19 protein-coding genes are annotated in these 19,967 nt (G+C 60.8%); 15 read left to right on the top strand and 4 right to left on the bottom strand.

The genetic code is table 11. The features are described from left to right. Position 1: 1 nt before the first annotated feature. The gene (locus NTD88_RS11250; protein WP_262156075.1) at positions 2 to 1,966 is read right to left on the bottom strand and encodes a MacB family efflux pump subunit; all 1,965 of its coding nucleotides are present in this window, start codon (positions 1,964 to 1,966) and stop codon (positions 2 to 4) included. Continuing rightward, a complete protein-coding gene (locus NTD88_RS11245) occupies positions 1,967 to 3,145 on the bottom strand; it encodes an efflux RND transporter periplasmic adaptor subunit (protein WP_262129549.1) in 1,179 nt (392 codons plus the stop codon). It abuts the gene before it with no gap. A gap of 370 nt (positions 3,146 to 3,515) precedes the next feature. Here NTD88_RS11245 and NTD88_RS11240 point away from each other — a divergent pair, with 370 nt between their 5' ends. After that, entirely contained in the window at positions 3,516 to 4,001 is a 486-nt protein-coding gene (locus NTD88_RS11240; RefSeq protein ID WP_262156074.1) for a histidine kinase, read from the top strand. 93 nt (positions 4,002 to 4,094) lie between these two features. Continuing rightward, on the top strand, positions 4,095 to 5,405 hold the full coding sequence (locus NTD88_RS11235; protein ID WP_095157134.1) for an MFS transporter: 1,311 nt from the start codon (positions 4,095 to 4,097) through the stop codon (positions 5,403 to 5,405). Positions 5,406 to 5,479: 74 nt separating this feature from the next. Here the strand turns inward: NTD88_RS11235 and NTD88_RS11230 are convergent, their stop codons facing one another. Beyond that, positions 5,480 to 7,144 carry an electron transfer flavoprotein-ubiquinone oxidoreductase gene (locus tag NTD88_RS11230; protein ID WP_262156073.1) on the bottom strand — a complete coding sequence of 555 codons (1,665 nt, stop codon included), beginning with the start codon at positions 7,142 to 7,144 and terminating at the stop codon, positions 5,480 to 5,482. Positions 7,145 to 7,688: 544 nt separating this feature from the next. Here NTD88_RS11230 and NTD88_RS11225 point away from each other — a divergent pair. From NTD88_RS11225 to NTD88_RS11185, 9 genes are all read left to right on the top strand, one after another. Further along, a complete protein-coding gene (locus tag NTD88_RS11225; protein ID WP_095157081.1) occupies positions 7,689 to 8,438 on the top strand; it encodes an electron transfer flavoprotein subunit beta/FixA family protein in 750 nt (249 codons plus the stop codon). Then, entirely contained in the window at positions 8,439 to 9,368 is a 930-nt protein-coding gene (locus tag NTD88_RS11220; RefSeq protein WP_262156072.1) for an electron transfer flavoprotein subunit alpha/FixB family protein, read from the top strand. Between the two features lie 159 nt (positions 9,369 to 9,527). Next, entirely contained in the window at positions 9,528 to 10,319 is a 792-nt protein-coding gene (locus tag NTD88_RS11215; RefSeq protein ID WP_262156071.1) for a substrate-binding periplasmic protein, read from the top strand. Positions 10,320 to 10,328: 9 nt separating this feature from the next. Further along, positions 10,329 to 10,682, top strand: coding sequence for a DUF4398 domain-containing protein (locus NTD88_RS11210; protein WP_262156070.1), 354 nt, complete (start codon positions 10,329 to 10,331; stop codon positions 10,680 to 10,682). Beyond that, on the top strand, positions 10,679 to 11,488 hold the full coding sequence (locus NTD88_RS11205; RefSeq protein WP_262129555.1) for an OmpA family protein: 810 nt from the start codon (positions 10,679 to 10,681) through the stop codon (positions 11,486 to 11,488). Before NTD88_RS11210 ends, NTD88_RS11205 begins: the two co-directional genes overlap by 4 nt. Before the next feature lie 211 nt (positions 11,489 to 11,699). Beyond that, a complete protein-coding gene (locus NTD88_RS11200; protein WP_095157086.1) occupies positions 11,700 to 13,145 on the top strand; it encodes a PLP-dependent aminotransferase family protein in 1,446 nt (481 codons plus the stop codon). 69 nt (positions 13,146 to 13,214) lie between these two features. Beyond that, the gene (locus NTD88_RS11195) at positions 13,215 to 13,739 is read left to right on the top strand and encodes a translation initiation factor 2 (protein ID WP_177454446.1); all 525 of its coding nucleotides are present in this window, start codon (positions 13,215 to 13,217) and stop codon (positions 13,737 to 13,739) included. Between the two features lie 121 nt (positions 13,740 to 13,860). Beyond that, a complete protein-coding gene (locus tag NTD88_RS11190) occupies positions 13,861 to 14,115 on the top strand; it encodes a YkgJ family cysteine cluster protein (RefSeq protein ID WP_095157087.1) in 255 nt (84 codons plus the stop codon). 35 nt (positions 14,116 to 14,150) lie between these two features. After that, complete coding sequence (locus NTD88_RS11185) at positions 14,151 to 14,753, top strand: START domain-containing protein (protein ID WP_262156069.1); 603 nt, start codon at positions 14,151 to 14,153, stop codon at positions 14,751 to 14,753. 108 nt (positions 14,754 to 14,861) lie between these two features. Here NTD88_RS11185 and gltA read toward each other — a convergent pair whose 3' ends face one another. After that, positions 14,862 to 16,151 carry a citrate synthase gene (gltA, locus tag NTD88_RS11180; RefSeq protein ID WP_095157089.1) on the bottom strand — a complete coding sequence of 430 codons (1,290 nt, stop codon included), beginning with the start codon at positions 16,149 to 16,151 and terminating at the stop codon, positions 14,862 to 14,864. 351 nt (positions 16,152 to 16,502) lie between these two features. On the opposite strand from gltA, the gene sdhC reads away from it, so the two are divergent. Genes sdhC through NTD88_RS11160 form a run of 4 tightly spaced genes read left to right on the top strand, consistent with a single transcriptional unit; the run spans position 16,503 to position 19,743 of the window. Further along, positions 16,503 to 16,889 carry a succinate dehydrogenase, cytochrome b556 subunit gene (gene sdhC / locus NTD88_RS11175; RefSeq protein WP_170946391.1) on the top strand — a complete coding sequence of 129 codons (387 nt, stop codon included), beginning with the start codon at positions 16,503 to 16,505 and terminating at the stop codon, positions 16,887 to 16,889. Further along, complete coding sequence (sdhD, locus tag NTD88_RS11170) at positions 16,883 to 17,251, top strand: succinate dehydrogenase, hydrophobic membrane anchor protein (protein ID WP_009396297.1); 369 nt, start codon at positions 16,883 to 16,885, stop codon at positions 17,249 to 17,251. Before sdhC ends, sdhD begins: the two co-directional genes overlap by 7 nt. A gap of 3 nt (positions 17,252 to 17,254) precedes the next feature. After that, positions 17,255 to 19,027 carry a succinate dehydrogenase flavoprotein subunit gene (sdhA, locus tag NTD88_RS11165; RefSeq protein WP_095157090.1) on the top strand — a complete coding sequence of 591 codons (1,773 nt, stop codon included), beginning with the start codon at positions 17,255 to 17,257 and terminating at the stop codon, positions 19,025 to 19,027. Between the two features lie 11 nt (positions 19,028 to 19,038). Further along, entirely contained in the window at positions 19,039 to 19,743 is a 705-nt protein-coding gene (locus NTD88_RS11160; protein WP_095157091.1) for a succinate dehydrogenase iron-sulfur subunit, read from the top strand. Positions 19,744 to 19,967: the final 224 nt, after the last annotated feature.

Here is a 19,967-nt window from a genome sequence, read left to right as displayed (position 1 = left end):
ATTATTCGCTTGTCAGGGCTTTGACCGGATCGAGCCGGGCCGCTTTGCGTGCCGGCATGAAGCCGAACACCACGCCGGTGATGACGGCGCAGGTGAAGGCGCCGAGCACGGCACCGAGGGAAAACGCCACGGCAATATCGGCCAGCATCAGGCCGCCGCCGATCAACATCGCCACGGCGATGCCGGTCACGCCGCCGACCATCGACAGCATCACCGCCTCGGTCAGGAACTGGCGCAGGATGTCGCGCTGGCGGGCGCCGGTGGCCATGCGGATGCCGATCTCGCGGGTCCGCTCGCGCACGGTCATCAGCATGATGTTCATCACCCCGATGCCACCCACCAGCAGGGAGATCGCCGCGATCGCGCCGAGCATCAGTGACAGGGTGTTCTGCGTGCGGGCCTCGGCCTGGATCAGCGCCGCGTAGTTGGTCAGTTCGTAGTCGTGCTTGCCGCGGTGCAGTTTGCGCATCAGTTGGTCGATGGCCACTTCGGTTTCCTTGACCCGGCCCGAATCGGCGGCGGCGATGGTCACGTACTCCGGGTCGCGGCTGCCGAACAGGCGGATGGCCGCGGCGGAGTAGGGCACCACGATGCGCCCGTCGCTGTCCTGGTCGCCAGAGCTGGAACCCTTGGCCGCCAGCACGCCGAGCACCTGGAACGGCACATTGCCGATGAGGATGTACTGGCCGATGGGGCTGCGTTCGGCAAACAGCTTTTCCTTGACCTTCTGCCCGATCACCGCGACCGAGGCCGCGCTCAGTTCATCGGACTCGGTGAAGAAACTGCCCTCGACCACCGGCCAGTTGAAGATCTCCGAGAACCAGGTGTTGTTGCCGCCGACGTAGAAGCTCTGGCTGTTGTTGGCGTAGCGCACCATTAACTGGTTGCCGATCACCGGCATGATCTTCTTCACTTGCGGCAAACTGCCGACCGCTTCGACGTCGTCGAGGGTGATGATCCCGGCGGGCTCGTGCATGCTCGCCGACTTGCCGCTGAGGTAAAGGATGTTCGAGCCGAAGGCGGCCATCTGCGCCACCACCTGGCGTTTGCTGCCTTCACCGACGGCGAGCATCACCACCACCGAAGCGACGCCGATCACGATGCCCAGCAGCGTCAGCGCGGTGCGGAAGCGGTTGATCCACATGACTCGCCAGGCGGCCTGCAAGGCTTCCAGCAATTCGCCTTTCCAGGCGCCGGTCTGGGTCGAACCGTGGTCGAGGTACTGGCGCAGTTCCTCGGCTTTCGGGCCGGCTTTGGCCGGCTGCCGTTCGGGCTGCTCGTTGGCCGAGTCACTGATGACCAGGCCGTCGCGAATCTCGATGACCCGCTGGGCCCGGGCGGCGACCTCGCGGTCATGGGTAATCAGGATGATCACGTGGCCCTGGCTGGCCAGTTCGTCGAGCAGGGCCATGACCTCGGCGCCGCTCTTGCTGTCGAGGGCGCCGGTGGGTTCGTCGGCGAGAATGATGTGGCCGCCGTTCATCAATGCGCGGGCGATCGACACCCGCTGCTGTTGTCCGCCGGAGAGTTGGTGCGGACGGTTGGCGGTGCGGTCGCCAAGGCCGAGGCGGTCGAGCAGGGCGGCGGCGCGGGCGTGACGCTCGGCGGCGGGCGTGCCGGCATAAATAGCCGGCATCTCGACGTTTTCCTGGGCCGAGCCCGAGGTAATCAGGTGGTAGCCCTGGAAGACGAAGCCGAACGCCTCGCGGCGCAGCCAGGCCAGTTCGTCGCTGTCCAGTTCGGCGACGTCCTTGCCGGCGAAGAAGTATTCGCCGCTGGTGGGGCGGTCGAGGCAGCCGAGGATGTTCATCAGCGTCGACTTGCCGGAGCCGGAGGCGCCGACGATGGCGACGAATTCACCGGGATGGATGGCCAGGCTCACGCCGCGCACCACTTCCACCTTGGGCGTGTCGATACCGCCGTAGGACTTGCGGATGTCCCGCAGTTCGATCAGGGGCGTGCTCATTCAACCCCCGCTGGCGATGGGGGCGCCGATCAGCAGGTGATCGCCCTCGGACAGGCCGTCGAGGATCTGCACCCGCAGGCGGTCGCTGAGGCCTGTGCGCACATGACGCTGCTCGATCTTGCCGTCGCGGTTCACCACCTGTACCAGGCGCTGGTCGGCCTTGTCGCCGTCATCTTCCAGCGCCGCGACGGGCGCGGTCAGTACGTTCTGTGCCTGGCCGGCAACGAAGAACACCTGGGCGGTCATTTCTGCCATCAGGCTGTGGTCCGGGTTGTCCACGTCCAGCAGCACGGTATAGAGCACCACTTTGCCGCTGCTGCCACTGGCGCTGCGCGAGCCACTGCCGCCGCCACTGCTCTGTGACGAGGTATCCAGTGGCTTGGGCGGAATCGGCAGAATCTGCCGCACGGTGCTGTTCCAGCGCCGCTTGCCGCCGGCGAGGGTGGTGAAGTAGGCCGTCATGCCGGGTTTGACGTGGCCGATATCCGCTTCCGAGACCTCGGCCCACACCGTCATCGGCGACAGCCTGGCGATACGCAGGATCAACGGGGTCTGCTGCTGGGCATTGAGGGTCTGGCCTTCCCGAGCGTCCACCGCGACCACGGTGCCGGACATCGGCGCGTAGATGCGGGTGTAGCCGAGTTCCGCTTCGTCACTGCGAAGGCTCGCCTGGGCCTGAAGGATTTGCGCGCGGTACATGTCGATGCGGGCCTGGGTCACCTTGAGTTGCGCCTGGGCGGTCTGCACGTCTTCCTCGCGGGTGGCGCCACCGGCGGCAAGGCTCTGCTGGCGCTTGTACTGCTGCTCGGCGAGCTTGTACTGGGCCTGCTGCTCGGCCAACTGGGCCTTGAGGTTGTCGATGGAATAGCGGCCCGCATCGAGCCTGGCCTGTTGCGTCGACGGATCGATCTCCACCAGCAACTGGCCTTCCTGTACTTCATCGCCGGGCTCGACATGCAGCTTGCGGATCTGCCCGGACGCCTGGGCGCCGACGTCCACATAGCGCCGTGGTTGCAGATTGCCCAGCGCGGTGACGCTACTTTCGATATCGCCACGGGTGACCGCAACGGTACTCAGCGGGTCGTTGCCCGGCAGTGTTTTCCAGGCAACCAGGGCACCCAGGCTGACAAGCCCCAGGGCACAGATCAGCAGGCGGCGTTTGAAAGTAGGACGTCTCATGCGGGGTTCCAGCCAGAGGGATTCGGCCCGCGCGGCATTTGGCGCCGACACGGGAGGCTCCCAGATAAACGAGAGGGGCACGCTGTAATTTACCCGCGGCGCTGGCCGTCGAGGGCCCGTCCGGGGGAGGGCAATACTATGCTGAAATGGCTAAACCTTTGTGAGAACCATTTTCATTTGCTGGGTATTATCTTCCGTGCATTCCGAGCGTCTCGGAAAGGGCATTCCAACAATATATTGACGCTCGCTTGATTTCCGACGGTTTCCCGACAACTATCAGTAAAAGTTCCTACGGAATTACTGCCCGATTCGTCGGCGCGGTGAAAGGTCAAGGAGTGTTCCCCAACAACTATCACCTTGGTCATTCACCATGGCTGACAAAACCCTGCGAATCCTGTTGGCCGACGCGCATCCCATGCAGTTGCTGCAACTGGAGAAGATGCTCAACGGCATGGGCTACTACCGCATCGCGCCGGTACAGTCCTTCGAAGACCTGCGCCACCTTGTGCAGAACGCACTGCTGCCGTTCAACCTGCTGATCGGCAACATCGACCTGGCCAGCCATGCCGGGGTCGACCTAGAGCGCTTCTGCCGGGTCAATGTGCAGATCCAGCACGCGCTGTTGTATGAGTCGCAGCACCTGAAAATGCCGGCGGTGCCCACGGGGCAGCGCCAAGCGGTGACCATAAGCCTGGCGAAGGTGCCGGACGATGAGACGCTGCATGCGTTCATGGCCCTCATCGATACCCCGCGGGTACTCGCTCAGTTACCCAGCCCGAGGGGCAAGAACTCTCCGCGTGGGCCCTCCCGGCACTGGCTGGGTCAGGGCCAGACGGTGTTCTCCCGCCCCTCCTGAATCGCCTGCGCCCGGGCTCATTTTGTTATGCTCTGGCGCTCGTTCAGGCGCGCCTGGCTGCGCGCGGTCCCGTTCATCCCTGCGGAAACCCCTATGACTGCCAACGACTCCGCGCGCCTTTCGCGCGGTGACCACAAGACCCTCGGCCTGGCGGCCCTGGGCGGCGCGCTGGAAATCTACGATTTCATCATCTTCGTGTTCTTCGCCCTGACCCTCAGCCAGCTGTTCTTTCCGCCGGAAATGCCCGAGTGGCTGCGACTGTTGCAGAGCTTCGGGATTTTCGTCACCGGCTACCTGGCGCGTCCGCTGGGCGGCATCCTCATGGCGCATTTCGCCGATCATCTCGGGCGCAAGAAGGTCTTCAGCCTGAGCATTCTGATGATGGCGCTGCCTTGCCTGCTGATCGGCCTGATGCCGACCTACGCCGATATCGGCTATGCCGCGCCGTTGATCCTGCTGGCGCTGCGGATCCTGCAGGGCGCGGCGGTCGGCGGCGAGGTGCCCAGCGCCTGGACTTTCGTCGCCGAGCACGCGCCGCCTGGCCGGCGCGGTTATGCCTTGGGCTTCCTGCAGGCCGGTTTGACGTTCGGCTATCTGCTCGGCGCATTGACCGCCACGGCCCTGGCGCAGATGTTCACGCCGCAGGAAATCCTCGATTACGCCTGGCGTTACCCGTTCCTGCTGGGTGGTGTGTTCGGGGTGATCGGTGTGTGGCTGCGCCGCTGGCTCAGCGAGACGCCGGTGTTCCTCGCCCTGGCGCGCCAGAGCAGCGACCGGCCGAAGGAGTTCTCGCTGCGGGCGGTATTGCGTGAGCACCGTCAGGCGCTGCTGCCGGCGGTGCTGCTGACCTGCGTATTGACCTCGGCGGTGGTGGTGCTGGTGGTGATCACCCCGACCGTGATGCAGCAGCGCTTCGGCATGACTGCCGGGCATACCTTCGCCTTGAGCAGCCTGGGGATTGTCTTCCTCAATATTGGTTGCGTGCTGGCTGGCCTGCTGGTGGATCGCATCGGCGCCTGGCGGGCGCTGCTGCTGTATTCGCTGCTGCTGCCGCTGGGCATTGGCGCGCTGTACGGCAGTCTGGTTGCCGGGTGGGACACGGTCGGTATTGCCTACGCTCTGGCCGGACTTGGCTGCGGGGTAGTGGGGGTGGTGCCTTCGGTGATGGTCGGGCTGTTCCCGGCGCGGATCCGGGTGTCCGGCATCTCGTTCACCTACAACGTTGCCTACGCGCTGTGGGCCAGTACCACGCCGCTGATGCTGATCGCGCTGATGCCCTGGAGTCCGTGGGTGTGCGTGGCGTTTTGCGCGGTAATGGGCTTTGTCGGCGTGCTGACGTCGCTGTACTTCAGTGGTCGCGAGCGCCTGTGCAGCGAGGAAGACCTGTTGCTGGCCAAGGGCTGACTCGGCCTTTTTCCGCCCGGATGTAAAAAGCCCCTCACACCTTGCGGTGGAGGGGCTTTTTCGTGGCCGCCGTCTTACATGTTCGGGTAAGTCGGGCCGCCGGCGCCTTCCGGGGTGACCCAGGTGATGTTCTGCGAAGGGTCCTTGATGTCACAGGTTTTGCAGTGCACGCAGTTCTGGGCGTTGATCTGGAAGCGCTTGTTGCCGTCTTCCTGGGTGATCACTTCATACACGCCCGCCGGGCAGTAGCGCTGCGCCGGTTCATCGTAGAGCGGCAGGTTGGTACCGATCGGGATGCTGGCGTCGGCCAGCTTCAGGTGGCACGGTTGCTCTTCTTCATGGTTGGTGCTGGAGAGGAACACCGAGCTCAGCTTGTCGAAGCTCAGCTTGCCGTCGGGTTTCGGGTAGTCGATCTTCTTCGAGTCGGCCGCGAGCTTGAGGCAGGCGTAGTCCGGCTTGGTGTCGTGCAGGGTGAACGGCAGCTTGCCGCCGAACCAGTTCTGGTCGACATAGTTGAACGCCGCGCCGAACAGCGGACCGAACTTGTGCATGGCCGGGCCGAAGTTGCGGCTGGCGAACAGTTCGTCGTGCAGCCAGCTCGACTTGAAGGCCTCGACGTAGCTGTTGAGCTGGTCGCCGCCTTCGCTGCCGGCCAGCAGGGCATCGGCCACTGCGTCGGCGGCGAGCATGCCGGACTTCATCGCGGTGTGGCTGCCCTTGATCTTGGCGAAGTTCAGGGTGCCGAGGTCGCAGCCGATCAGGGCGCCGCCGTTGAAGACCATCTTCGGCAGCGAGTTCAGGCCGCCCTTGCTGATGGCGCGGGCGCCGTAGCTGATGCGCTTGCCGCCTTCCAGGTACTGCTTGAGCACCGGGTGGTGCTTCAGGCGCTGGAACTCATCGAATGGCGAGAGGTAGGCGTTGCCGTAGGACAGGTCGACGATCAGACCGACCACCACCTGGTTGTTTTCCAGGTGATAGAGGAAGGAGCCGCCGGTGTTTTCGGAACTGACCACATCCAGCGGCCAGCCCGCGGTGTGGACCACCAGGCCTTGCTGGTGCTTGGCTGGATCGATTTCCCAGATTTCCTTGAGGCCGATACCGTAGTGCTGGACGTCGGACTCGCTGTCAAGGTTAAAGCGCTTGATCAGTTGCTTGCCGAGGTGACCACGGCAGCCTTCGGCGAACAGGGTGTACTTGCCGCGCAGTTCCATGCCTGGGGTGTACATGCCGTCTTTCGGATGGCCTTCGCGATCCACGCCCATGTCGCCGGTGATGATGCCGCGAACCACGCCGTTGTCGTCGAACAGCACTTCCTGGGCGGCGAAGCCCGGGTAGATTTCCACACCCAGGTTCTCCGCCTGCTGGGCCAGCCAGCGGCACAGGTTGCCAAGGGAGATGATGTAGTTGCCCTGGTTGTGCATGGTCTTGGGCACGAACAGATCAGGGACTTTGACCGAGCTGTTGCCATCCTTGAGCACATAGATGTCGTCGCGCTTGACCTCGGTGTTCAGCGGCGCGCCCAGTTCCTTCCAGTCCGGGAACAGTTCGTTCAGGGCGCGCGGCTCGAATACGGCGCCGGAGAGGATGTGGGCACCGACCTCGGAGCCTTTCTCGACCACGCAGACGCTGATTTCGCTACCGGCTTCGGCGGCCTTCTGCTTTAGTCGGCAGGCGGCGGACAGGCCCGCCGGGCCGGCGCCGACGATGACCACGTCGAATTCCATGTATTCGCGTTCCACAGGTTCTCTCCTACTCAAGGCTCATCGGTTTTTCTTTATTGGCGGGTGTCAGCGCGGTCATTTCGAAGGGCCGGGTATGTAGCTCCGGAAGATGACGCACTACACCGCTTTCTCTTGGCCGCGCATTATATCTACACCACTTGCGAGGTCCAATACAAACGTTTGTTTGAATTTGCCGCAGGCCAGTAAAATCAAAGAGGCACGGCTGGAAGCTGGCGGGTTTGCCGTATTGACCGGATTGGGCGTTACGGTCAAGATACGGGCGGTTTTACGCTCGCCGTAGGCTGACCGTCGGATGCAGGAGCACCCCTAAAGACCTGGCAAAGAGCAGGGCAGTTACGCCAAACCGGGGTTTTGTAGTGGAGTTTACACGCCACCACAAAGAATGACCCACGGGTTTTGTGATGAAGGGTCGGAACGCGACTATCGAGTCAGCTTAAATTCGACCGGCTGCAATCGTTTTTAGAGGTGCCCTTGTACCCACGCGCAATCGCCGGGTTCGGCCCAGGCGACATTCTTTTCACCGGAGAGTAACGAGGAATCCATGAAGGTTCTTGTAGCTGTCAAACGAGTGGTCGACTACAACGTCAAGGTTCGCGTCAAGGCGGACAACTCCGGCGTCGACCTCGCCAACGTCAAAATGTCCATGAACCCCTTCTGCGAGATCGCCGTCGAAGAAGCCGTCCGCCTGAAAGAGAAAGGCGTGGCCAGCGAGATCGTCGTCGTTACCGTCGGCCCGGCTACCGCCCAGGAACAACTGCGTACCGCCCTGGCACTGGGTGCTGATCGCGCCGTGCTGGTGGAGTCCGCCGAAGAGCTGACCTCCCTGGCCGTGGCCAAGCTGCTCAAGGCTGTCGTCGACAAGGAGCAGCCACAACTGGTGATCCTCGGCAAACAAGCCATCGACAGCGACAACAACCAGACTGGCCAGATGCTGGCCGCGCTGACCGGTTTCGCTCAAGGCACCTTCGCTTCCAAAGTGGAAGTGGCGGGCGACAAAATCAACGTTACCCGTGAAGTCGACGGCGGTCTGCAGACCGTTGCTCTGAACCTGCCGGCGATCGTCACCACCGACCTGCGCCTGAACGAGCCGCGCTACGCGTCGCTGCCGAACATCATGAAGGCCAAGAAGAAGCCGCTGGAGACCGTTACTCCTGACGCGCTGGGCGTTTCCACCGCCTCCACCAACAAGACCCTGAAAGTCGAAGCGCCGGCTGCACGCAGCGCGGGTATCAAGGTCAAGTCGGTTGCTGAACTGGTCGAGAAACTGAAGAACGAGGCGAAGGTAATCTAAATGACTATCCTGGTTATCGCTGAACACGAAAACGGTGCCGTTGCGCCCGCTACCCTGAACACCGTTGCCGCTGCCGCGAAAATTGGTGGCGATGTCCACGTCCTGGTCGCTGGCCAGAACGTCGGTGGTGTTGCTGAAGCCGCCGCGAAAATCGCCGGTGTCGCCAAGGTGCTGGTAGCCGACAACGCCGCCTACGCCAACTTCCTGCCGGAAAACGTCGCGCCGCTGGTTGCCGAGTTGGGCAAGGGCTACAGCCACGTGCTGGCACCTGCCACCTCCAACGGCAAGAACGTTCTGCCGCGCGTTGCCGCGCTGCTGGACGTCGACCAGATTTCCGAGATCATCGCGGTCGAATCGGCTGACACCTTCAAGCGCCCGATCTACGCTGGCAACGCCATTGCTACCGTGCAATCGACCGCTGCAATCAAGGTCATCACCGTTCGCGCCACCGGTTTCGACGCCGTTGCCGCCGCAGGTGGCTCGGCTGCCGTTGAAGCCGTTGCCGCTGTCCACGACGCTGGCAAATCGTCCTTCGTCGGCGAAGAGCTGGCCAAGTCCGACCGCCCAGAACTGACCGCTGCCAAGATCGTCGTTTCCGGCGGCCGCGGCATGCAGAATGGCGACAACTTCAAGCACCTGTACGCCCTGGCCGACAAGCTGGGCGCGGCAGTCGGCGCTTCCCGCGCCGCAGTCGACGCAGGCTTCGTGCCGAACGACATGCAGGTCGGTCAGACCGGCAAGATCGTTGCCCCGCAACTGTACATCGCCGTTGGTATCTCCGGCGCGATCCAGCACCTGGCCGGTATGAAAGACTCCAAAGTGATCGTTGCGATCAACAAGGACGAAGAAGCGCCGATCTTCCAGGTGGCCGACTACGGCCTGGTGGCTGACCTGTTCGAAGCCATCCCTGAGCTGGAGAAGCTGGTTTAATCCAGTCGCTTCACTTATAAAGAGCCCGGTTGTTCCGGGCTGTGCGCAGGCGATCCTCCGGTCGCTTCGCCGCAGCCCGCGACAACCGGGCTTTTTGATTTTCCGCGATTGAGAAAGGGCGCTGGCATGGGGTGGTTTGGTCGAAAAGGAACAGTGGCGATGCTCGGGCTCGCGTGTTTGCCATCGATGGCCATGGCGGTCGGCAAATGCGAGCGGCTGGTGGTGACCGGCAGTCCGGATGCGCCGCCTTATTCCTGGCGTGACCCGCAGGATCCCCGGCACCTGATCGGTGCCAATGTCGAGTTGTTGCAGCAGATCGGCAGCGAGCTGGGGCTCAAGATCGAAGTGCTCTACGCCGGCAAGCGCAGCGACGCTCAGGCCGAGGTGCGCAGTGGGCGCATGGACCTGCTGGTGGACGCGCCTATGGCGGTCGCTGAGCTGACAGCCCTGGACTATATTCACCCGCCGGTGCTGCAGAACGAATATTTGGTCTGGACTCGCCACGACGCAGCATTGGCTTATGAAAACCTGGCCGATCTGCACCAGCATCAGGGCGCCATCTCCGAAAAGGCGCGTTTGACCCCTGAGTTCGAGGCGTTCAGCAAGACCGAACTGAAGCTGACCCATGTCCCGAACCTCACCCAGGCATTTCAGAAACTCTTGCTGGGGCAGGTGGATTATGTGCTCGCCGGCCGCTACGCCGGCATGGCCATGGCTCAGAGCCTGGGGATGGCCAACGACCTGATTGTGCGCGGCTTGCCGTTGGATCGGCCGGGGTTGTATCTGGCGCTGTCTCACAATTCCGCCTGCAATGACGCCTGGTTACGCGGACAGTTGGCGAAAAAACTGACAGAATTGCCGGCCTCTGGCGTAGCCCAGGAGGTCCTGCAACGCAACATCGAGCGTTGGCAAGCGCAGTTGCAGGCGCCGCTTGACGCCCCTAAACAGTAGGAAACTTGTGTGAGAACTCGACCCCTATTCGCCGTCCTGGCATTGCTGGCCCTGGCCGGCTGTGCGTCCGATCCGGCGCCTCATGAACAGTTGCGTTTGTCCGAGCAGGCGCTTGAGCAGGCCAAGGCCGTTGGTGCCACCGATGAAGTGGCCGAGCTGAAGCTGGCTGAAGAGAAGTTGACGCGGGCCCGCAGCAATATGCTCAGCGAGTCGTTCCGCGATGCGCGCATGCGTGCCGAACAGGCCGAACTGGATGCGCGCCTGGCCGAGGCCCGGGTACTGACCCTGAAAAGTCAGGAGCAACTGACCCTTCTGCAGTCGCGGGTGGATCGTCTTCGCAAGCAGTTGGGGGAACAGAAGTGAGTTCGATCAAGCCTCTGGCATTGCTGGCGATTGCCGGTGTTCTTGGGTTGCAGGGCTGTGCCAGTGAGCGCAGTGAAGTCGCGCTGGAACAAGCGACGGCCAGCTTTCAGTCGGTGAAGGACGATTCAAACGTGCTGCGCAGTGCGCCGCGGGATGTCATCCGTGCAGGCGAGTCGCTGGCGCGGGCTGAGCGTCTGGCCAGCTATATCGGCACCGGCTCGGATGTACGGCATTACGCCTATCTGAGTCAGCGCTACAGCGAGATTGCTCGCGAGCACAGCAATCTGGTGCTCAATCAGGAGCGTCAGGCCAAGCTGGAGCTGGAACGCCAACGTCTGCAACTGGCGCTGCGCGAGGCCAAGCTGTCCAGCGTGCAGCAGCAGGGCAAATGGCTCGAGGAGCAGATCGTCAGCCTGGCCACCACGGACAGTGATCGCGGCCTGGTCATGACCTTGGGCGATGTGCTGTTCGATACCGGGCAGGCGGATCTGAAAAACTCCGCGAGCCGCACGGTGCTCAAGCTGGTGCAGTTCCTTCAGTTGAACCCCAAGCGCGTTGTTCGCATCGAGGGTTACACCGACAGTACCGGCAACCCTGAGGACAACCTCAAGCTGTCGCGTGACCGTGCGCAGGCGGTGGCTGACATGCTGGTTGACCTGGGTGTCGATGAGAAGCGCATCCAGGTTCGCGGGTATGGTGACCAGTACCCGGTCGAGGTGAATGCCTCGGAGCGTGGCCGGGCGCAGAACCGTCGCGTGGAAATCGTTTTCTCCGATGAGAAGGGCAGGCTCGGCGCCGAGCGTTGATACGTCCCTGACACGAAAACCCGGTGATCGAAAGACACCGGGTTTTTTATTAGCCGTGATTTTTTATGCGTTTTCAGCACTTTGATGCGTCTTCACATCACGGTATTGTCGACGAGTCTGCAATCTGTCCCAGTACACTTGGGAACTGTTCCGGTATTCTGTGCCGGCTTGTACAAGAATAATCAGATTGCCTGCGTGCCGAGAGTGGATCATGACCAACCTGTTGCTTTATCAGCGTATCGCTCAGCAGCTCGCCGAAGATATTCGGCGTGGTGTCTATCAGCCGGGTGAGCGTGTGCCGTCCGTGCGCAAGATGAGCTCACAGTTGAATGTCAGCCATGCAACCGTGCTCCAGGCGTACGCCAACCTAGAAGACCAGGGGCTGATCCGGGCTCGGCCGCAATCGGGTTATTACGTTCACCAGACCCCGGCGTTGACGGCGTCGACCCCGGATATCGCGCGGGTTGAGCGACCGGGGCTGGTCACTCGCGCCAGCATCATCCAGCAGGTCTTGGACGAAGCGCGCCGGGACGGAGTTTTTCCGCTGGGCGCGGCGGTGCCCCATGTCGATTACCTGCCGGTGCGGGCGCTGCACCAGCAATTGGCCAAGGTCACGCGCTTCCAGAGTCCGCGGGCCTTCAGCTATATGTTCAGCCCTGGCTTCGAGCCGCTGCGCCGGCAGATTGCAATTCGCATGCGTGATGCCGGGGTGATTGTCGATCCTTCCGAGATCGTGGTGACTCACGGTTGCGTTGATGCGCTGCAAATGTCTTTGCGCGTGCTGACCCGGCCGGGAGACCTGATCGCCGCCGAATCGCCGACCTACTACGGTCTGTTGCAACTGGCCGACCTGCTGGGCTTGAAAGTGATCGAGATCCCCAGTGATCCGTCCACCGGCATCAGTCTGGAAGCCCTGCAACTTGCGGCCAATCAATGGTCCATCAAGGCGCTGGTGCTCACGGCGCGGCTGAGCAACCCGCTGGGCGGTACCATTCCGGAAGATCGCCAGAAACAACTGCTGCGCCTGGCCTCGGATTTCAATATCCAGATCATCGAAGACGATATCTACGGTGAGTTGATGTTCGAGCAGGGCAAGAGCAAATCGCTCAAGGCGTTCGACCGGCTTGATCGTGTCATCTACTGTTCGAGTTTTTCCAAGACCCTGTCGCCAGGCGTGCGGATCGGCTGGATGATCGCTGGCAACTACCAGCAGGAGATCCAGCGGCTACAGACATTCAGCACCCACTCCGCGTGCAGCGTGACGCAAATGGGCGTGGCGGCTTATCTGGAAAACGGTGGTTACGATCGACACCTGCGCTTCATTCGCCAGGAATACCGCAAGAACCTCAGTGCCTATCAGTTGGCGGTTCAGCAGTATTTCCCGGAAGGCACCCAGATGACCCGGCCCACCGGTGGTTTCATTCTGTGGGTCAGTCTGCCTGGGCGGGTCAATACCCAGGAGTTGCATGTGCGTGCGCTGCAGCAGGGCATCAGTATCGCGCCGGGGCTGATCTTCAGTAACACCGAGCAATTCAATCACTGCATTCGCCTCAACTGCGGCATTCCGTGGAATCGGGAGGCGGAGCGGGTATTGATGACGTTGGGGATGCTGGCCAATCAGCTATGTCAGGAAACTGCAAATAATGGCTATCTGTAGCTGACGGACTTGTCAGGCGCGCTTGGAACGCGGAGCATAGCGGCTTTCATGGAGTGCTTGTTGTTGTCTATGACTGTATTACGGCGTGGCGGATTGGTATTAATTGGGCTGTTCGCGGTATCGCTGATGGACTCCGCGATGGCCGCGTCCGCTCCTCAGTCCGTTTTGCTGGCCGAAGCAAAGCCTCAAGAGCAGAAAGCCAGCACTGCCAGCCAGAAGAAACAGCCCGCGCAGCCGGCGGCAAAAGCCCAGCCCGCAGCCCGGCAGAAGGCCGTACCTGCGAAAAAGGCGCCGGTCAGAGCCAGCAAGACCGCTAGCCGAAAAAAAGCGGATGCGATCGCTGCGCCGCTGCCCAAGGCCAAACTCGATCTGACCTTGCCACCTGACATGGTCAAGGAAATGAAGTCTGTCGAGCAGATCGAGGCGGAAGTGCGCAAGCCGCTGCTGCCTTCGATGTTCGGGGAAAAACCTGCGGCCGAAAGTCCATTCCAGCTCAACGGGCGTTTGCTGAGCAACGAAATGCAATTGCAGTTGCGCAACGATAGTCGCCAGGACATCGAAGGCGCTGCTATCGATTTCGAATTCAAGCAATAGCGTCAAAACGAGAACCACCCAGTCAGCAATATTTCATTTGGCCGGTAATTTCAAACGGTTGTTTTAGTCGTTACTATCCTTCCTATCTGCATCATTTGCTCTTTCCGAGGTCTACCACGTCATGAAGTGCCGCGAAGGCTGTGGCGCCTGCTGCATAGCTCCGTCGATCAGTTCGTTCATTCCTGGAATGCCTGATGGCAAGCCGGCTGGCGAACGCTGTATTCATCTGTCCGCCATCAATCTGTGTGATTTGTTCGGCAAGCCGGAAAGGCCGGCAGTCTGTTCGGGCTTCAAGGCGGACACAGAGGTATGCGGGAGTGACCGTGACGAGGCTATCAAGCTCATCGGCTGGTGGGAGCAAATGACGGCGGCCTGAATGCTGGATCACCGACCAATAAGGAAAACAACCGGATGAGATCGTTCAAGCGTGTAGCGGTAATCGTAGGTTTGAGTGCGTTGTCGGCTTTGGCTTTCGCTGAGCAATGGGAGGAGGTCAAGAGCGCGGACGGTATCAAGGTTTCCCTCAGCAAAGTGGAGGGCTCCGATTACAAGGCATACCGCGGCGTAGTCCTGATCAAGGCGCCCGTTGCGAAAATTCGGGCGCTGCAGGAGGACGTTGCCGGTTCTTGCGCGTGGATTCACGAGTGCAAACTGCAGAAGCTGCTCAAGCACGAAGGCGACCAGAGCTGGACCTACGCACAGTTCAACACGCCATGGCCGGTGACGCCGCGTGATTCCGTGTTGCATGTGACGACCACCCAGGACGCTGATGGCAGTGTGACGCGCAAAATCGAAGGCGTGAGCACCTATCTGCCGGAAGAGAAGGGCTTCGTACGGGTGGCGACTGCCAATGGCTACTGGAAACTGGTTCCGAAAGGCGATGCCACCGAAGTGACGTATCAGTTGCACACCAACCCGGGCGGTAGCGTGCCTTCCATGGTCGCGAACAAGTTCGTCGTGGATGCGCCTTTCAATACGCTCAAGGCATTGAAAGAGAAAGCTGAAAAACCTTGATGTGAGCATTACAGTTATCGAGACGTATAGCGTTATCGATAACTGTACGTTTCAAGGGCAATAAAAAAGGCTGCCATCAGGCAGCCTTTTTTTGCGTTCGGCCGAAGCTTACTTGCGGTCTTCCAGCTTGATCAGGTCGCGGGACTCGTAGCCGGTGTACAGCTGGCGAGGACGGCCGATCTTGTAAGGGCTGGAGAGCATTTCTTTCCAGTGCGAGATCCAGCCGACGGTACGCGCCAGGGCGAAGATCACGGTGAACATGCTGGTTGGAATGCCGATTGCCTTCAGGATGATGCCCGAGTAGAAGTCGACGTTCGGGTATAGCGAACGCTCGATGAAGTAAGGATCGGTAAGGGCGATCTCTTCCAGGCGCATGGCCAGTTCGAGCTGCGGATCGTTGGTGATGCCCAGCTCGCGCAGGACTTCGTCGCAGGTCTGCTTCATCACGGTGGCACGCGGGTCGCGGTTCTTGTAAACGCGGTGACCGAAGCCCATGAGTTTGAACGGGTCGTTCTTGTCCTTTGCCTTGGCGATGAATTTGTCGATGTTCGAAACATCGCCGATTTCATCCAGCATGGTCAGTACGGCTTCGTTCGCACCGCCGTGGGCAGGGCCCCACAGTGCGGCGATACCGGCGGCGATACAGGCGAACGGGTTGGCACCCGACGAGCCGGCCAGACGCACGGTGGAGGTGGACGCATTCTGTTCGTGGTCGGCGTGGAGGATGAAGATCCGGTCCATTGCCTTGGCCAGTACCGGGCTGATCGGTTTGATCTCGCACGGGGTGTTGAACATCATGTGCAGGAAGTTCTCGGCATACGACAGGTCGTTGCGCGGGTACATCATGGGCTGGCCCATGGAGTACTTGTAGACCATCGCGGCCAGGGTCGGCATCTTGGCGACCAGGCGAACGGCGGAGATTTCCCGGTGCTGCGGGTTATTGATGTCCAGCGAGTCATGGTAGAACGCCGACAGGGCACCAACCACGCCGCACATGACGGCCATCGGGTGGGCGTCGCGGCGGAAGCCGTTGAAGAAGGACTTCAACTGCTCATGCACCATGGTGTGGTTCTTCACGGTGCTGACGAACTGAGCCTTCTGCTCGGCATTCGGCAGTTCGCCGTTGAGCAGCAGGTAGCAGGTTTCGAGGTAGTCGGATTGCTGGGCGAGCTGTTCGATCGGGTAGCCGCGATGCAGCAGGATGCCCTTGTCGCCATCAATGTAGGTGATCTTCGACTCGCAAGATGCGGTCGCCATGAAACCAGGGTCGAAAGTGAAGTGACCCGTGGCCCCCAACCCTCTGACGTCGATAACATCTGGACCAACGGTGCCGGTTAAAATGGGCAGCTCGACGGGGGCTGCGCCCTCGATGATCAACTGCGCTTTTTTGTCAGCCATGTGGCCTCCTATTAATGCTTGAAATCATCTGACAGACCCCCCACGCAGGGCCCGCACCACTATAGTGAGATAAATTCGAATGTCAATTTGCCTAAAGCACGGTTGTAATGGGCCTTAGGCCCTGTTTTTCCTCGAAATTGGCGCCCATTTACGCCTTTTGTTCGGTAAAGGCAATGCGCTATTTGGGCTAGCCCTTCACGTTGTCATTAGTAGCCTAACTGTCTATACTCGGCACCCGACCGCCAGGGGCTTTCTTGCCCGTCTCACTGGGGGTCGCCGCTCCCTGGGTGGTGGGTACCTGACCAGTACACTTACCAACAACTTTGCCCTGATTGCTAGGGGCTCTTCAGTGTGAAAAAAGCCGTGAAAAGCCAACGACCTGTAAACCTAGACCTAAGGACCATCAAACTCCCGATCACCGCTTACACGTCCATTCTCCACCGCATCTCCGGCGTTATTCTGTTCCTGGGCCTGGCCATCATGCTTTATGCATTGGGCAAATCCCTGGGTTCCGAAGAAGGCTTTGGTGAGGTGAAGGCGTGTCTGACCAGTCCGCTGGCCAAGTTCGTGTTCTGGGGCCTGCTGTCCGCCTTGCTGTATCACCTGGTGGCCGGTGTGCGCCATCTGATCATGGACATGGGCATCGGTGAGACGCTGGAAGGCGGCAAACTGGGCTCGAAAATTGTCATCGTCATCTCCGTGGTGGTGATCGTTCTGGCGGGAGTTTGGATATGGTAACCAACGTCACGAACCTTTCGCGTTCGGGCCTCTATGACTGGATGGCGCAGCGCGTTTCTGCGGTCGTTCTCGCGGCTTACTTCATTTTCCTGATCGGCTACCTGGTGGCGCACCCTGGCATCGAATATGCCCAGTGGCACGCCCTGTTCTCCAATAACGCGATGCGTATCTTCAGCTTGCTGGCACTGGTTGCCCTGGGCGCTCACGCCTGGGTCGGCATGTGGACCATTGCAACCGACTACCTGACGCCAATGGCGTTCGGCAAGTCGGCTACAGCGATACGTTTCCTGTTCCAGGCGGTATGTGGTGTCGCGATGTTCGCGTACTTCGTCTGGGGTGTGCAGATTCTCTGGGGTATCTGATTCATGGCTATCATTCCAACGATTTCTTTCGACGCCATCATTGTTGGTGGCGGCGGTGCCGGCATGCGCGCTGCGCTGCAACTGGCCCAGGGCGGTCACAAGACGGCCGTGATCACCAAGGTGTTCCCGACCCGTTCGCACACCGTATCCGCCCAGGGTGGCATCACCTGCGCAATCGCTTCGGCTGACCCGAACGATGACTGGCGCTGGCATATGTACGATACCGTCAAAGGCTCCGACTACATCGGTGACCAGGACGCTATCGAATATATGTGCCAGGAAGGTCCTGCCGCGGTATTTGAGCTGGACCACATGGGTCTGCCGTTCTCCCGTACCGAAACCGGCCGTATCTACCAGCGTCCGTTCGGCGGTCAGTCCAAGGACTTCGGTAAAGGTGGCCAGGCCGCCCGTACCTGCGCCGCTTCCGACCGTACCGGTCACGCACTGCTGCACACCCTGTATCAGGGCAACCTGAAAGCAGGCACCACCTTCCTGAACGAGTACTACGCTGTTGACCTGGTGAAAAACCAGGACGGCGCGTTCGTCGGTGTGATCGCAATCTGCATCGAAACCGGCGAAACCCAGTACATCCGTGCCAAGGCAACGGTACTGGCTACCGGCGGTGCAGGTCGTATCTACTCGTCGACCACCAACGCCCTGATCAACACCGGTGACGGCGTTGGCATGGCACTGCGTGCTGGCGTTCCGGTGCAAGACATCGAAATGTGGCAGTTCCACCCAACCGGCATCGCCGGCGCAGGTGTACTGGTCACCGAAGGTTGCCGCGGTGAAGGCGGTTACCTGATCAACAAGCACGGCGAGCGTTTCATGGAACGCTACGCGCCAAACGCCAAGGACCTTGCTGGTCGTGACGTTGTGGCCCGTTCCATGGTCAAGGAAATCATCGCCGGTAACGGCTGTGGCCCTAACGGCGACCACGTGATGCTGAAACTCGACCACCTCGGTGAAGAAGTTCTGCACAGCCGCCTGCCAGGTATCTGTGAGCTGTCCAAGACCTTCGCTCACGTTGACCCGGTCGTTGCTCCGGTTCCAGTCGTTCCAACCTGCCACTACATGATGGGCGGCGTTGCCACCAACATTCATGGCCAGGCGATGACCCAGGATGCCGACGGTGTGGATCACATCATTCCTGGTCTGTTCGCCGTAGGCGAAGTGGCGTGCGTATCGGTTCACGGTGCCAACCGCCTGGGCGGCAACTCGCTGCTCGACCTGGTGGTCTTCGGCCGCGCTGCCGGCCTGCACCTGGAAAAAGCGCTGACCGACGGTATCGAATACCGCGACGCCAGCGACACCGACATCGAAGTTGCCCTGAACCGTCTGAACAAGCTCAACGAGCGCACTTCCGGCGAAGACGTTGCAACCCTGCGTCGCGAGCTGCAGAGCTGCATGCAGAACTACTTCGGTGTGTTCCGTACTGGCGAATACATGCAGAAGGGCATCGAGCAACTGGCTGGCCTGCGCGAGCGTATCGCCAACGTCAAGATCAGCGACAAGTCCCAGGCCTTCAACACCGCGCGTATCGAAGCGCTGGAGCTGCAGAACCTGCTGGAAGTTGCCGAAGCAACCGCCATCGCGGCCGAGGTTCGTAAAGAGTCCCGCGGCGCTCACGCCCGTGAAGACTACGAAGACCGTGACGACGAAAACTGGCTGTGCCACACCCTGTACTTCCCAGGTGAGAAGCGGGTTGCCAAACGTGCAGTCAACTTCGCGCCGAAGACCGTACCGGCGTTCGAACCAAAAGTCCGGACTTACTAAGGGTGGCCGCTATGTTGCAAGTCGAAGTTTATCGTTACAACCCGGACACCGACTCGGCACCTAAAACCCAGGTGTTCCAGGTCGATACCGGTGGCAAGGACCTGATGGTGCTGGACGTACTGGCGCTGATCAAGGAGCAGGACGAGGGCTTCTCCTATCGTCGCTCCTGCCGTGAAGGCGTTTGCGGTTCCGACGGCATGAACATCAACGGCAAGAACGGCCTGGCGTGCATCACGCCGCTGTCCGCTGTCGTAAAAGGTAACAAGTTGGTCGTGCGTCCGCTGCCTGGTTTGCCGGTTATCCGTGACCTGGTCGTCGACATGAGCATCTTCTACAAGCAGTACGAGAAGGTGAAGCCATTCCTGCAGAACGACACGCCGGCTCCGGCCATCGAGCGTCTGCAGTCGCCGGAAGAGCGCGAAAAGCTGGACGGTCTGTACGAGTGCATCCTGTGCGCTTGCTGCTCGACTTCCTGCCCGTCGTTCTGGTGGAACCCGGACAAGTTCCTGGGTCCAGCCGCTCTGCTGCAAGCCTATCGCTTCCTGGCCGACAGCCGTGACACCAAAACCCAGGAGCGCCTGGCGTCCCTGGATGACCCGTTCAGCGTATTCCGCTGCCGCGGGATCATGAACTGCGTAAACGTTTGCCCTAAAGGTCTGAACCCGACCAAGGCAATCGGCCACGTTCGTAACATGCTGCTGCAAAGCGGCACCTGATTCAAAAAGTGTTGTAGCCGTAGAACGCCAAGGTGCGGGCATCAGCCCGCACCGAGGTGAAACCCGAGCAAGGGTCAAAAGCCCGAGCTTGACCTATGAAGATATGAGACCAGCAGGGGCATCCGGGCTGGTACCCGGTAAATCTGCGGGATCCTTGGTGGCTTGGTTTACTGACGTGATTCCAGGCTTTCGTGGTTCTTGCCGATCGAGGCCCCTAACCGAGG

Origin of the sequence: Pseudomonas sp. 20P_3.2_Bac5, assembly GCF_025466035.1 — a bacterium.
Taxonomy (GTDB): Bacteria; Pseudomonadota; Gammaproteobacteria; order Pseudomonadales; family Pseudomonadaceae; genus Aquipseudomonas.
The sequence above is the reverse complement of the archived record's forward strand: the minus strand, read 5'-3'. Positions and strand labels throughout refer to the sequence as shown.